Annotated in this window: 15 protein-coding genes; 8 read left to right on the top strand and 7 right to left on the bottom strand. The window is 52.9% G+C overall.

Translation table 11 applies throughout. The annotated features are described in order from the left end of the window. Positions 1-272: 272 nt before the first annotated feature. The 6 genes from P2G53_RS00005 to P2G53_RS00030 all read right to left on the bottom strand — a co-directional run bounded on the left by P2G53_RS00005 (position 273) and on the right by P2G53_RS00030 (position 5,891). A complete protein-coding gene (locus P2G53_RS00005) occupies positions 273-692 on the bottom strand; it encodes an Hsp20 family protein (RefSeq protein ID WP_275811884.1) in 420 nt (139 codons plus the stop codon). Between the two features lie 143 nt (positions 693-835). Continuing rightward, positions 836-1,246, bottom strand: coding sequence for a DUF2185 domain-containing protein (locus tag P2G53_RS00010; protein WP_275811887.1), 411 nt, complete (start codon positions 1,244-1,246; stop codon positions 836-838). Between the two features lie 64 nt (positions 1,247-1,310). Next, positions 1,311-3,260: an acetoacetate--CoA ligase gene (locus P2G53_RS00015; protein WP_275811890.1), complete on the bottom strand. Its 1,950-nt coding sequence runs from the start codon at positions 3,258-3,260 to the stop codon at positions 1,311-1,313. 122 nt (positions 3,261-3,382) lie between these two features. Next, positions 3,383-3,928: a hydrolase gene (locus P2G53_RS00020; RefSeq protein ID WP_275811893.1), complete on the bottom strand. Its 546-nt coding sequence runs from the start codon at positions 3,926-3,928 to the stop codon at positions 3,383-3,385. A gap of 17 nt (positions 3,929-3,945) precedes the next feature. Continuing rightward, a complete protein-coding gene (locus P2G53_RS00025; protein WP_275811895.1) occupies positions 3,946-4,563 on the bottom strand; it encodes a DUF2889 domain-containing protein in 618 nt (205 codons plus the stop codon). Positions 4,564-4,670: 107 nt separating this feature from the next. Beyond that, complete coding sequence (locus P2G53_RS00030; RefSeq protein ID WP_275814050.1) at positions 4,671-5,891, bottom strand: HDOD domain-containing protein; 1,221 nt, start codon at positions 5,889-5,891, stop codon at positions 4,671-4,673. Between the two features lie 194 nt (positions 5,892-6,085). Between P2G53_RS00030 and ylqF the strand changes: the two genes are divergently transcribed. The 4 genes from ylqF to P2G53_RS00050 all read left to right on the top strand — a co-directional run bounded on the left by ylqF (position 6,086) and on the right by P2G53_RS00050 (position 8,825). Continuing rightward, positions 6,086-6,994 carry a ribosome biogenesis GTPase YlqF gene (gene ylqF, locus P2G53_RS00035; protein ID WP_275811897.1) on the top strand — a complete coding sequence of 303 codons (909 nt, stop codon included), beginning with the start codon at positions 6,086-6,088 and terminating at the stop codon, positions 6,992-6,994. Next, entirely contained in the window at positions 6,981-7,253 is a 273-nt protein-coding gene (locus tag P2G53_RS00040; protein ID WP_275811899.1) for a hypothetical protein, read from the top strand. Before ylqF ends, P2G53_RS00040 begins: the two co-directional genes overlap by 14 nt. A gap of 77 nt (positions 7,254-7,330) precedes the next feature. Then, positions 7,331-7,582 carry a CDGSH iron-sulfur domain-containing protein gene (locus P2G53_RS00045; protein ID WP_275811901.1) on the top strand — a complete coding sequence of 84 codons (252 nt, stop codon included), beginning with the start codon at positions 7,331-7,333 and terminating at the stop codon, positions 7,580-7,582. 64 nt (positions 7,583-7,646) lie between these two features. Continuing rightward, entirely contained in the window at positions 7,647-8,825 is a 1,179-nt protein-coding gene (locus tag P2G53_RS00050; protein WP_275811903.1) for an NAD(P)/FAD-dependent oxidoreductase, read from the top strand. Positions 8,826-8,828: 3 nt separating this feature from the next. Here the strand turns inward: P2G53_RS00050 and P2G53_RS00055 are convergent, their stop codons facing one another. Then, positions 8,829-9,512 (bottom strand): helix-turn-helix domain-containing protein, encoded by a 684-nt coding sequence (locus P2G53_RS00055; RefSeq protein ID WP_275811905.1) that lies wholly within the window; start codon positions 9,510-9,512, stop codon positions 8,829-8,831. A 140-nt stretch (positions 9,513-9,652) separates the two neighbouring features. On the opposite strand from P2G53_RS00055, the gene P2G53_RS00060 reads away from it, so the two are divergent. From P2G53_RS00060 to P2G53_RS00075, 4 genes are all read left to right on the top strand, one after another. After that, positions 9,653-9,937, top strand: a complete 285-nt coding sequence (locus P2G53_RS00060) for a nickel-binding protein (protein ID WP_275811907.1) — start codon at positions 9,653-9,655, stop codon at positions 9,935-9,937. 146 nt (positions 9,938-10,083) lie between these two features. After that, positions 10,084-12,276, top strand: coding sequence for a 4Fe-4S binding protein (locus tag P2G53_RS00065; RefSeq protein ID WP_275811909.1), 2,193 nt, complete (start codon positions 10,084-10,086; stop codon positions 12,274-12,276). Between the two features lie 339 nt (positions 12,277-12,615). Continuing rightward, positions 12,616-13,623, top strand: coding sequence for a MoxR family ATPase (locus tag P2G53_RS00070; RefSeq protein ID WP_275811913.1), 1,008 nt, complete (start codon positions 12,616-12,618; stop codon positions 13,621-13,623). An 11-nt stretch (positions 13,624-13,634) separates the two neighbouring features. Beyond that, a complete protein-coding gene (locus tag P2G53_RS00075; RefSeq protein ID WP_275811916.1) occupies positions 13,635-14,546 on the top strand; it encodes a DUF58 domain-containing protein in 912 nt (303 codons plus the stop codon).

A 14,546-nucleotide genomic window follows, 5' to 3' on the forward strand; every position in this document is an offset into this window, starting at 1 on the left:
TATATCCAGCATTTCTATAATCGAATTCGACTGCACTCCAGTTTAAATTACCTGAGCCCGGTCGAATATGAAGCCGTTACGGCGTGAGCAGCGAAGGTGTCCGTTTTATCGGGGGAAGATCACAGTCAAATCTGTCACTCGCTTTGCCAAAAAGACGGCTAAACCATCGCCAGATTTGCCTGCCGTTGAGGCGGGCGTTACCACGAAAATAAAGTTCTGCTCGTCATTCGGCGTAAAAAAGGAGGCAATCGCCTCCTTTTTCAATTCAAGCCTCAACCTTCAATCGCAATGGTCCGGGGCTTCATTGCTTCCGGTATCTCATGCACCAGGTCTACATGCAGCAGGCCGTTTTCAATACTGGCGCGCACGACTTTGACATGGTCTGCCAACTGGAAGCGGCGTTCAAAGTTGCGGGCGGCGATGCCCTGGTAGAGGTAGTTTTTACCCTGTTCTTCATCCCGTTTCTGGCCGGTGATGGTCAGGGAGCCGCTTTCGCTCTGCAGGGAGAGTTCATCACGATCAAAACCGGCGACGGCCATGGTGATGCGGTATTCGTTATCGCCCAGTAATTCGATGTTGTAGGGCGGGAAGCTGGGCTGGTTGTCGCCGCGGTTGGCAGTGTTCAGCATATTCGCCAGACGGTCAAAACCAATGGCAGAGCGGTACAGGGGAGAAAGATCAAATTCACGCATGGTTATATCCTCATTAAGCAATATAAAGTGTGTTACCCGTCCGAAGACCGGGAAGTAGCCGACCCTTCAGGCATCGGCTTATTGCTTAGATAAGGACTGTTATTTGGGTTTCAACCCCTGAAATTCAGGATCTGATGGCCTACTCAGTGTTTGCCGAAGTCATCCACATCGTTGGTGATGCTGACCGGTACATTGGCAGCGGGGATTTTGAAGTCATACACTCGCTCCCAGCCATCGCTGTCCGGCGCGCGTTCCCAAACGGTGCCTGCGTTGTAGCTGACCAGCGGTTCCAGCGAGGGGTCGAGCTTGCACATCTTTTCCACATCCACCGGAATCAGGTTGGTCTGCTCATCTGCCAGAAACGCTTCATCTTCGTAGCCGGTAAACATGCGCCAGCCGGTGTCGTTCAGATGCTCGGGTACGGTTTTGTACATAAAACGGATCGGCAGGGTGTCTTCAAAGCAGAGGCGGGATACCAGCGCCAGAAAGCCGTTTTTGGTCTGATTGGTTTCCTGATCCTGGGTCACAGGCTGGTCAATATCGCGGTTTTTCATCGTCTCTCCGGACCTTGGCGTGAAGCCGCTATTTTAAACTGTCTGGGAAAGGATGTTGAGTCAATTAGTCCTGCAGCTCGGGCAGGTTGCGGAAATTATCCAGTGCAGCGGGGTTGGCCAGGGCATCCAGATTGGTGACCGGTTCACCCATCACGACATTGCGCACCGCCAGCTCAACGATTTTGCCGCTGAGGGTATGGGGGATATCGTCCACCTGAATGATCTTTTGTGGCACATGCCGTGGGGTGGTGTTTTCGCGAATGGTGTCACGAATCTTCTGTTCCAGTTTGGCGGTGAGGATCTCCCGGTCTTTCAGCACCACAAACAGCACAATGCGGGTGTCACCCTGCCAGGGCTGGTCGATACAGAGGGCTTCCTGCACCCAGCTGAGTTTTTCCACCTGACGGTAGATCTCGGCGGTGCCGATACGAATGCCGCCGGGATTGAGCACGGCATCGGAACGGCCATGAATGATCATGCCGTCATGGATGGTGATTTCGGCATAGTCACCATGGCTCCAGACCCCCGGAAAATGGGAGAAGTACGCCTGCAGGTATTTTTCCTGCACCGGGTCATCCCAGAAATAGATCGGCATGGAGGGGAAGGTTTTTTCACAGACCAGCTCACCTTTGCCCTGCGGCAGGTGTTTGCCCTCAGCCGAGAAGATATTCACGGCCATGCCCAGCCCCCGGCATTGCAACTCACCGCGGTAGACCGGACGCATCGGGCAACCCAGGGCAAAACAGCCAATGATATCGGTGCCGCCAGAGATCGATGCCAGTTGCAGGTCTGTTTTGATCGACTGATAAACGTAATCAAAACTCTCGGCGGCCAGCGGTGAGCCGGTGGAGAGTATGGTTCTGAGATTAGTCAGGTCAAACTGCCGGCCCGGATGAATACCGGCTTTTTCCAGCGCGGAGAGGTATTTGGCGCTGGTGCCGAATACTGTGATCCCTTCCTGTTCGGCAACCTGCCAGAGGTAATCGGCCTCCGGTGCAAAAGGGGCGCCATCATACAGCAGTACCGTGCAGCCGCTGGCCAGACCGCTGACCAGCCAGTGCCACATCATCCAGCCGGTGGTGGTGAAATAAAACAGCAGATCATCACGCCGGATATCGGTATGCAGCTGGTGCTCTTTCAGGTGTTGCAACAGGGTGCCGCCAACGCCATGCACAATGCACTTTGGCGCGCCGGTGGTGCCGGAGGAGTAGAGCACATAGAGCGGTGCATCAAAGGGCAGTGGCTCAAACTCAAGGCTAGTGGCATCTTGCTTCAGCATATCCTGCCACATGCAGGCTTTGGGCAGCGCCGAGAGTGACGGTCGGCGTTGCAGGTAGGGAATCACCACCACGTTTTCGATGCTTGAGATCTGTTTACAGATGGTGGCTACCCGGGGCAGCACATCGATATTTTTGCCGTTGTAGAGATAACCATCGGCACAGAACAGCAGCTTGGGCTGGACCTGACCAAAGCGGTCGATCACGCCATGACTGCCAAAATCCGGTGAGCAGGAGGTCCATACTGCGCCCAGTGCGGTCGTGGCCAGCATGGCGATCAGGGTTTCCGGCAGATTGGGCAGGTAGCCTGCAACAATATCACCGGGCTGGATGCCTGCCTCTTTAAGGCCCGCAGCCAGCATGGCGGTCTGCTGAAACAGTTCGCGGTAGCTTAGGCTGCGGCGCTGGCTGGTTTCATTTCGAAAGATGATGGCGGTGTGATCGTCACGGTACCGGAGCAGGTTTTCGGCAAAATTAAGACGGGCGGAGGGAAACCAGCGTGCGCCCGGCATCAGATCGGCATCCACCAGTGTTGTGCTGTCAGATTCCTGCCCGATGACCCCGCACTGGGTCCAGATCTGGCGCCAGAATTCAGCCGGTGCAGCATTGGACCAGCGGTAGAGCTGTTCATAGGTGGTCAGGTTTAACTGGCATGACTGATTCACCCGCTGCATAAAGCGGTAAATCTGAGTTGCTTGTACCTGCTCTGGGGCAGGTGTCCAGATAGGATTCGGCATGGCCAGTCTTAATACTGTTTATGGCCAGTATATGTCAGACTCCCCAACACGCCAAATTTCGAGATTATTGTGTTGGGGTAAGGGTCTGATTTTTAAAAAGAAGTCGGGTGTTTTAGCGGGGTTCAGCGAAGATAGTTTTTGCTGATATGGCGGAATTTGTCAGTGCCGGAGCGCTGCATCCACTCAAACGCCACCATCTCGCGGGTCACAACGTAGATACCGCACTGACGCATGCGCTCGATGGCCATGGCTTTATCGGCCGGATTACGTGAGGAGATACAGTCAGCCACCACATAGACTTCACGGGCCTGCTGTTTGAGCTGGATGGCGGTTTGCAGCACACAGACGTGCGCTTCCATGCCGACGATAACGACCTGGTTTGGCCGCAGGGCGTTGATCTGCTGGTTACAGCTGGCTTCAGACATGCAGCTGAAAAAGGTTTTCTGCATCACATTATCAGCGGTGGCCAGATCCTTGAGTGCATCCACCGTGTGGCCAAGTCCTTCCGGGTACTGCTCACTAATCAGCACCGGTACGTCCAGTTCCTGCGCGATCTGTCCAAGCCAGGCAACATTGCTGATCAGCGTATCCGGTGATTCTACGGCAGGGACGAGTTTCTCCTGAATATCAACGATCAGAAGACAGGACTTGTTAGGATGAATCAGCATCAGATGACCTCAATCACTCAGGCGTTTTCAGTGGTGCAGTCGGAATCACTCAGTTCATGTTGAATGATCGCCAGCTCTGCATCCTGTGCGTGGAAATGTGGCCAGTATTCTCGCACGATCGGGCCGTCGGATGCCATGGTATGACAGGTATCCAGCATGGGCGGTGGGGTGTCTTTATCCTGCCAGAAGTTCTGCTGTGCTTCCCGCTCCTGATGGGTGGCCTGAAAGGCCGTCGTGGCCAGTGGGCCGAGCAGTTCGAGCAGGTGGGTACAACCCTGAGTGCCAGAGAACATCTCACGGGTTTTGCGGGTAAAGCCGGAGGCGATCTGCAGGCCAATCAGCTTGCGATAGGCCGGGGCGATATTCTTGCAGCAGTTAAACGGGGTGTAATCCATCGTGGAGGCGGCATCCAGAATATTCAGTTCCATATCCACCGTGATGCGAATTGCCATGCCATGCAGTGGCTCACCGGCGGGGATGATACCGTTTTCGCGGTCGCGGAAATTCATCGAAAAGGTTTTGGTGTCGATCAGATGAGCTTCAATGTCCCAGAGTCCATCATCTCGTTTATAACCCTCGCAGATCACGCGGCGCGTGTGTTTGAGGCTTCGGCTGGCGGGTGTTGGCAGTGGCATGACAGCTCCAGAGACGCAATGACGCAATAGCAAAATAAAACCATTGTATTGCGTCTTTGGAACTATTTCATCCGTAACAGGGGAGAGAGTGACTGTCGGGTGACAGATCACTCATACATGCTTTGCATGGTTTCGCGGGTCCATTCAATACTGTGACGGTAGGCCTTGTCATACAGGTTACCGTTCAGCTCGGAGGGCAGTAGATCCCAGTCACCGTTTTCATAGTTAACGACGTTGCGCAGCACGGCACCAATCGGGCCGGCACCCATGCTTACGGCATCTTTGATGTCATCACCCAGCGGTATCTGTTGCAGCATTTCTCCCTTGTCCACATCCAGCATGGCATGCAGGCCAGACAACACACCGGCCATGAAGAAACCGCTGGAATTAGGATGTTTGTCGTGCTCGGCGATGACTTCACACATGCGACCGCGGATCAGCAGAATACGTGTCAGTTCCTCTGGCTTTTCTTTGTTGGAGGTCATGGCGATCAGGGTGGCCCATTTTTTCACCTGTTCCAGGCCCAGCAGCACGATTGCCTGAGCAATGGACTCGACCTTACGCACCAAGTGATAACCCGCTGAGTTAACAATGCGCAGCAGCTTAAAGGTGAGAGCCGGGTCACGCAGGATCATCTTTTCCAGTTTTTCCGGCGTGGCATTGGGTTTCTGCAACTCCTGAATCAGCTGCAGCAGAGCAATATGGCTGCTCTGAATTTTTTTGCCTTTGACGACTTCAGGTCGGCTGAGGAAGTGACCCTGAAACAGCTTGAAGCCCAGATCGACACATTCGGTCAGTTTCTCGACAGTTTCGATTTTTTCTGCCAGCAGGGTGACTCTGAAACGACTCAGGTGCTGCACCTGCTGTTTCAGTTCGCTGCTGCTGAACATGCTGACATCAACCTTGACGATCTGGCACAGCTCGATAAACGGATCGAATTTTTCATTGTAGGTGAAGTCATCCATCGCCAGACGATAGCCGTCTTCATTCAGACGTTTAACGGCGGCCAGTACTTCGGCGTCCGGCTCGATGTCTTCCAGAATTTCAAACACCACCAGCTTTTTGGACACTTCAGGCAGGCGGCTGTTGACCAGAAGATCACGGTTCAGGTTGAGAAACGCGGGAACCTGCTTAACGGTACCGCCTTCGCAAATACTGGTATAGGCATTCAGCAGTACTTCGCTGGTGGCTTCCGAACCGGAGGTAAAGATCGCATGTTCATCATTGCCTTCTGAGCGATAGAGCAATTCGTATGCGACAACCTTTTGATTGCGGTCATAAATCGGCTGGCGAGCCATCAGGATGGAAGGGGTGTTGGTGCGATCCATGTTCAAGGGCGTTCTCCAACTATGCTGCGCCGTTAACAGGGTTGAGATTTTGAAGTTTAAACCGGATTACACCGTTCAGGCTAATCCTTGTTTATTAAAATTTATGAAAAGGCCTGTTCATAATCCCGGGAAGCAATACCCGTCCGTTGGAATCCGCTATAATGGCGCGCTTAACGCTGACCAGGTAGAAATGCATGAGTATTAATTGGTTTCCGGGGCATATGCACAAGGCCCGGAAAGAGATAGCCGAGGTGATGGATGAGATTGATGTCATCATTGAGGTGCTTGATGCACGCCTGCCGCGCTCCAGTGAAAACCCGCTGGTAGACAAGCTGCGCAAGGGTAAGCCGGTTCTCAAAATTCTGAATAAATCGGATCTGGCGGACCCTGAAATTACCAAAGAGTGGTTGGCGCACTTTAATTCATTGCCAGATATTCAGGCGATTGCACTGACGCATACCGACAAAAAAACGATTCAGAGTATCTTTGCCCGCTGTAAACAGATGGTGCCTTCTCGCAGCCAGTCGGGGCGTCCGGTACGTACCATGATCATGGGCATTCCCAATGTGGGTAAATCCACCCTGATCAATACGCTTTTGGGTCGTAAAATTGCCAAAGTGGGCAATGAGCCGGCGGTGACTAAAAGCCAGAAACGTTATACCACTCACAACGGACTCGCGCTGTCGGATACCCCGGGTATCCTCTGGCCGAAGATCGAAGATGTGGATTCCGGTTATCGTCTCGCGGCCAGTGGTGCGATTCGGGATACCGCGATTGAGCACGAAGATGTGGCGCTGTTTACCGCCAAGTTCTTACGTGATCATTATGAAAAACTATTAACAGAAAGATTTAAAATCAAGGAATTATCAGACATACCTGATCTTATGCTTGATGAAATTGGCCGCCGCCGCGGGTGTCTTAAACCGGGTGGTATAGTGGACCGCAACAAAGCGGCAACGCTGTTATTGAACGAGTTGCGCAGCGGTAAGTTGGGGTTGATCAGTTTTGAGACTGTCGCAGAATGGCAGGAAAAGGACCGGCTTGCAGAGCTGGCCCGGTTAGAAGCGATGTCCGAAGGAGACGAGTCGAATGACGCGGATTAAAAAAAGCCGTAAGGCAAAAGGGTTTATTGATGAAGAGGGCCCGAACCGGCGTGAACGGCTGGCCGATCCGGAGAGCTATGACAGTCGCCGCAGAAAGGCTCAGCAGGAACGTAAAAAACATAAATCCGTTTATGAAAAACACCAGGAAGCTGAAGCTGCCAATGCCAACGGTGACAAGTCCGGTAATCAGCGACAGACCCGTTTGTCTGACAAAATTCGCCGTCTGAATGCGGCAAAAGAGCAGGAAACTACCGATTAGCTTTTGCACAGCGACCAGGCATCTTCTAGGTTTAACAGCATCAGCCACAAACTTTGATCGCTGTTTTGGAGGTGCCTATGTCGCATGCGCCCGTGTTACGTGCCGGGGATGCGCCGGTAAAAGTTAAGGTCCGGGCAGGACAGACTTATGTCTGGTGTGCTTGCGGCCGTTCCGCTGACCAGCCTTTTTGTGATGGTTCGCATAAGGGCACGGGTATCGACCCTGTGGTGTTCAAGGCCGAGCGCGATGATGATGTCTGGTTATGCATGTGCAAGCTGACGGACACTCCACCGTTGTGTAACGGCAACCATAAAAAACCGGTCACTTAACGCATCGCACTCAGGCGTCTAAAAAAGAGTGTGATAAGATAGCGCCCCTTCAGAGGAGGGACGCATGCAGTCTTACGATGTCATCATAATTGGCGCAGGTGCCTCCGGCCTGATGTGTGCCGCTACCGCGGGTTATCGCGGCAAATCCGTGCTGGTGATAGAACGCAGTAATAAAATTGGCCGCAAAATCCTGATGTCGGGTGGTGGTCGCTGTAACTTCACTAACCTGCATAACTCCGCTGCAAACTTTGTCTCCAAAAATCCGCATTTCTGTAAATCTGCATTGAGCCGTTATCCCGCCCGGTCATTTATTGAACTGGTTGAGCGTCACGGTATCGATTTCCATGAAAAAACTCTGGGTCAGCTCTTCTGTGATGACTCCAGCAAACAGATTGTTGATCTGTTGCTGACAGAGTGCGACTGGGCCGGTGTGGAGATAAAAACCCATACGGATCTGACTGCCATCGAAAAAACAGCCGAGGGGTTTCTGCTCAAAGCGAATGGTGGGCGTTTCAGTTGCAGATCACTGGTTATTGCAACGGGTGGCTTGTCTATTCCTAACGGCGGTGCAACCGACTTTGCTTACCGTGTGGCTGAACAGTTCGGCCTTGAGGTGACACCCCTGGCCGCAGCATTGGTGCCGTTTACGCTACAACCTCAGCAACTTGAACACCTGAAACAACTGGCGGGTGTGTCACATCGAATCATTGCCACCGCAAATGGTGTTTCATTCACCGAGCAGATGCTGTTTACCCACCGGGGTCTGAGTGGTCCGGCTATTCTGCAGGTGTCCAATTACTGGGCTCCGGGGGATGTTGTAGAGCTGAACCTGTTCCCGGGTATGGACCTGCTGGCTGAACTTAAAACCCAGCGTGAGACACGCCCTAAAGCAGAAATCACCACCGTACTAAGTCAGTACATGAGTCGGAAAATGGCTCAGGTTCTCTGTGAACTGTTTGGTTTTGCCGGTCAGATGGGTGATCTGTCCAATGCTCGACTGACAGAGATTGCCGAACAGTTCAGCCGCTGGCAGATCAAACCCTCAGGCACTGAAGGTTATCGCACCGCTGAGGTGACCAGAGGCGGCATCAACACGGATCAGATCTCGCAAAAAACCATGGAAGCCAAAGCCGTCGAAGGGCTGTATTTCATTGGTGAGTGTCTTGATGTGACAGGTCATCTGGGTGGACACAACTTTCAGTGGGCCTGGGCGTCCGGCGTGGCTGCCGGACAGGCAGTGTAAGGCTCAGATCTCCGCGGCGGACGGAATGTCGGCAAATGCACTGTTGGCCATCCACTGGGTTACCGTGTTGGTCAGCGCCGGTGGGCCGATCAGTTGCAGTTTTTTGTCGCGGATGGCGGCCTTGTAGGACAGATCGCCCATCCAGATCTCAACCATGGTGCGCAGGTCGGTATTGAACCAGATGTCGACCTCTTTGCCCGGATCAACTGTACAGACATCCGTACCCTGATCGCTGACCAGAATCCACCATTTGGACAGCTGGCTCAGATCGTTGAATTTGAAACAGAGAGTGGTTTGTTCACCGGGCAGTTTGCTGTTATCTATGCTGCGTTCCAGATATAGCATCAGCAGTTCGATATCCAGTTCAGAGTCGGCAATCTGACCCCGGGTCCAGCGCATGCCCCATTCGCCAATCTGCTGAATAATAGGGGAGAGTTCCTGTCCCATGTCGGTGAGGAAATATTCGTAGCCACGCTGGCCCTGGATTTTCCGGCGGATGATCAGGCCGTGTTCTTCCAGCTCGCGCAGCCGTTTGGTTAATACGGTGGGCGAGATGGCCGCCATGCCACGCTGGAAATCATTGAAGCGCTTACCGCCCGCCAGTAGCTCGCGGATGATCAGCAAGGTCCATTTTTCACACAGCATTTCCGACGCCTTGGCGACCGGGCAGAACTGTAAGTAAGACATATCCTGTAAATCCTAACTACAGATTCCGTAGTTAAATGCTACGGATTAGATAGCATCTTTCCGGCACCGGGGGTTTTAGTATCAGGCTGTGATACAGGCGTAATGCCTTGAAATAAAAACAACAACCGGAGCAATCGTAAATGCCAAAATTTATTATCGAACGAGACCTGCCCAATATCGGATCTGCGGATCAGGCGGCCCTGAGTGCTGCTGCTGATACCTCAAACGCTGTTCTTGCTGCCATGCAATCCGAAAACAAGGATATTAAGTGGGAAAACAGCTTTGTGGCCGGTGATAAAACCTTCTGTGTTTATGATTGCGCTAACGAAGCGCTGATTCATGAACATGCAGAGCGGAGCGGGTTTCCAGCCAGCGTCATCACAGAGGTGAAGCAGCAGATCGATCCGTCGACCGGGAATAACTGATCCATTTTGGGTATCAGGTCACATCATTTCGAAGTACCTTAGCACCGGTTGATGTGGCCTGGCATTGTACTTAAGGCCCCAAGATTCAGGGATTAAATACTCATATCGAACAACCGAAAAATAATTATAAGAATCAAAAAAATAACATGACTCTTCATATCAGAAAACACAGAAACGCATTTATCCGGGCCATCTGTTTCGGCTTGCTCTGCCTGTTATGGCTGCCGATGGCGGTTAGTGCCGGGGTGATGACCAAGCAGACGATGCTGGAGGCGTTTCCCTCGCCCTACATTGTGGGTGACAAGCAGACCGATCTGCCGGTCTGGCCGCTCTACCAACATATCTCAACCGACACACCGCTGGTGGGTTACGCCTTCGAATCGATTGATATGGCCGCTGTGCCGGGTTTTGCCGGGATACCCTATAACCTGCTGGTGGCCATTGATCCGGATGGCACCTTTATTGATGTGCGGGTGTTGTCCCACCATGAGCCGGTGTTTCTGGAAGGGCTGGGTGAAAAACCGCTGATCGATTTTGCTAAACAGTATCCGGGTCTGTCGCTGATGCAGAACATCAAAATTGATGGCAAACCCCAGCAGTCAGCTGGCACTGACAGTGCCAATGCCTATATCGATGGCGTGACCAAAGCAACGGCTTCGGTGCGGATCTTTAACCAGTCCCTGCTGGCGTCATCCTTGAAAGTCGCCCGGGAGAAACTGGGCTTTGCGCAGGGGCGTGATCCTGACCTGATTGCCCGGATTAAGATGGATCAGTTCAGCCCCATGAGCTGGGATCAGTTACTGGATGCCGGGTTGGTGCAGCATTTCCATGTCAGTAATGCGGATGTCGAGCAGTTGTTTCAGGGGACGCCGGGAGAGGGGCTTGATCCGGATGTGCTGGATAACCCGGATGGCACTTTTATTGATCTCTATGTTGCCAATCTGTCGGTACCGACTGTTGGCCGAAATCTGCTGCTGCCCGAGGCATGGCAGTATCTGCAACAGGGGCTTAACCAGCATGATCAGGCGTTTCTGGTACTGAGCAAAGGCACGTATTCGTTTATTGGTGAAGATTTTGTTCGGGGCAAGGTGCCGGAGCTTATCTCGCTGCAACAGAGCGAGTTACCGATAGAGATTCGGGATCTTGATCTGAGTGACCGCCTGAGTCTGTTTAATCTGGACTATGAAATCAGGCTGCCGGAGGCCTTGCAGGATTACGAATGGAAAGCATTTCATATTCTGGCGCAATCGGCGCTGGATCCGGCCTATCCGGCTGAGTTTGCGCTGCATGTGAATCGGCAGAAGGGGATGCTGTTTCCTGAAACGATCAGCAAAGCCCTGACATTTCCAACCGAGCTGCCATCGCAGTATTACATGGTAGCCGATCAGGATAATAAAACCTGGCACAGCCTCTGGCAGGGCCGCAGCCGTGATATAGCAATCCTGCTTGCTGGCCTGGCAGTACTGACCGTGGTGCTGGTGCGCTATCCGTTGCTGACCCAGGGCAAGCAGCATCTGAAATGGTTCCGGCCACTCTATCTGCTCTATACCCTGGTGTTTATTGGCTGGATTGCACAGGGGCAGCTCTCCATCGTCAATGTCACAGGCATTCTGCAGGCCTGGCTGGCGGGGCGCAGTCTGGAGTTTTTCCTCTATGATCCGATGACCGTCATCATCTGGGCCTATATTGGACTGACCTTTCTGATCTGGGGGCGGGGTACCTTCTGCGGCTGGCTCTGTCCCTTTGGCGCTCTGCAGGAGTTGATTGGCAAGCTGTTGGCTGTTTTCAGGCTGCCGCAGTTAAAAATTTCGACTGAGCTGGATCGTCGTCTGAAGTGGCTTAAATATCTGGTGCTGCTCGGCATTCTGGGAGTGGCCGTTGTATCCGTGCCGTTAACCGGTTCTGTGGTTGAGATCGAACCGTTCAAAACCAGTATTACGCTGATGTTTGATCGCTCATGGCCCTTTGTGTTGTGGGCGGTGAGTCTGTTGCTGCTCAGCCTGTTTGTTTATAAAGGTTACTGCCGTTACCTCTGTCCGCTGGGCGCTACTATGGCAATCTTCGGCAAGCTGCGTATTTACAACTGGCTGCCCCGGCGCAGTGAATGTGGTTCTCCCTGTCAGTTGTGCAAACAACGTTGTGAGTATCAGGCGATCAAACCCAGCGGACAGATCCAGTACGACGAATGTTTCCAGTGTCTGGACTGTGTGGTGATTTACGACAATGACGACCAATGTGTGCCGCTGATCGTTGCCAAGCGGCATCAGGGCAGAAAGCTCAAGTCGGCAGCCGTAAGTCAGCATGATCCTGACCGGTTAATCACAGTCAGCTCTGTCTGATCTCTCTGCCTGGATTCACTCTGTGATAGTAGCAGAGTGAATCCGATTCATATGCCAGACGATGAAGTACTGGTCTTCATTATCAGGGTTATATCGCCATTTCTCACACAGTCGTTCTGTATAAATAGGCATATCTTTCAGCTTATTATCGATGAAATTCCCATGTATGATGGGTGCGGAATTTTTCCGCCATTTTGCGGACTAACAGATTCAGTTTGGCAGAGAAGGCGCTACGGGCGATGCGATTGTCTGCTAAAACCTAAGCCATTAATTTGTAATTAATCGCTTTATAAATGATTTGTAAATTATTGATAGTAATAATATTCCAGGAGTAACGGAATGACTGCTGATGTGAATGCCACATCCCTGCATTCAAACGCCCTGCAGGAAAAATGTATTACCCTGCTCAGTGCGCTCAAAACCAAAGTTGTGGGTCAGGATGAGCTGATTGAGTATCTGCTGATCGCTTTGCTGACCGATGGCCATGTCCTGCTTGAAGGGCCTCCGGGGCTGGCAAAAACCCGTACCGTGCATGCGTTAAGTGACTTGCTTGAAGGGCATTTCCACCGCGCCCAGTTCACACCCGATCTTTTGCCAAGTGATATCACTGGTACTGAAATCTACAACACGCAGCAATCCGAGTTTACCTTCCGTCCAGGTCCTCTGTTCTGCAATCTGCTGCTGGCGGATGAGATCAACCGTGCACCGGCAAAAGTTCAGTCTGCACTGTTAGAAGCGATGGCAGAGCGCCAGGTGACTGTAGCCGGTAAGACCTATCCGCTACCGCGTTTTTTCATGGTGATGGCGACTCAGAACCCGCTGGAGCAGGAGGGTACCTACCCGCTGCCGGAAGCGCAGCTGGACCGTTTCCTGCTGCATATTCGGGTTGATTATCCTGACCATGAACAGGAAAAAGCGATTCTGCGACTGGTGCGCAGCGAGCACAGCGCCAGCCTGGCCGGTGAGGAACAATCCCAGGTCACAGCTCTGAGCGAGGATGAACTGTTTCAGGCCCGTTCGGCGATTATGAATACCTACATGGCACCGAACCTTGAGGATTACCTGATTGCGCTGGTAATGGCGACCCGTCAGCCGGAAATCTATGGTGATGACCTCAAGGGTTCACTGGTGTTTGGTGCCAGCCCCCGCGCCACCATTGCGCTGGACAGAACCGTGCGGGCCAAAGCCTGGCTCGCCGGGCGTGATTTTGTCACTCCTGATGATATTCAGGAGATTGCACCCTCGGTACTGCGTCACCGTATTGGCCTGAGTTATATCTCGGAAGCCAAAGGGTTGAGTAAAGATGACCTGATTACCGAGCTGCTTAAGCGTGTAGCGGTACCTTAAGGGTTACTGGCATGTTTAAGTTAGAAGCCAGCCCGCGTCCGGTTCCGGCACTGCGGCATATGATCAGTCTGGATGAACTGCTGAGCCTGCGGCACTGGCCCCCGGCCAGAGCGCATTCGCGTGAACGGGTCTCCATCCGTGAAGGACAGCATCTGAGCCATGTGCGTGCCCGTGGCATGGAATACGATGATGTACGCCAATATCAGCCCGGTGACGATATTCGTCATCTGGACTGGCGCCTGATGGCACGTACCGGAGAAGCGTTTACCAAACTCTATCGAGAAGAGCGTGAGCGGCCGGTTTTCTTTCTGGCGGATCTGCGCTCATCAATGCATTTCGCTACCCGGGGCCATTTTAAGTCGGTGCTGGCGGCGTATGCTTCGGCGATGGTGATCTGGACCACGCTGGCCAATGGCGACCGGGTGGGCGGATCGATCCTTACCCCGGAAGGGGCCAGGCTGTTCAAACCCGCCAGCCACCGTCAGCAGGCCATGCAACTGATCGCTGCGTTGTATGAGGCTTTCAGTGCAGAACAAACCGAACATCTGGCCGAAGGGCCGCTGACTGAACACCTGCTGGCGCTTGAGGCGCTGCTGCCCACGGGCAGTATTCTGTATGTTTTCAGTGATTTTAATGATGTTGATGCCACTCTGCAGCAGCACCTGATGCGCATGGCGCAGCGTTTTGAACTCAAGCTGGTGATGATCTCCGACCCGCTGGAGCAGCAACTGCCAGCGCAGGGTCAATATCGGTTTTGCGGTGAAGGACGTCAGGTTGAACTGGCTGTGACGCCGCAGGCACAGTCCCGCTATGCATCGGCTTTTCAAACCCGACTGGATCTGGTTGAAGCGCTGATGCAGATCAAAGGGGTTGAGCTGGCGCACTGGCAAAGCAATCAACACCCGCTGTTTGAGATGGAGTAA

This window comes from Neptuniibacter sp. CAU 1671, assembly GCF_029222905.1.
Taxonomy (GTDB): Bacteria; Pseudomonadota; Gammaproteobacteria; order Pseudomonadales; family Balneatricaceae; genus Neptuniibacter.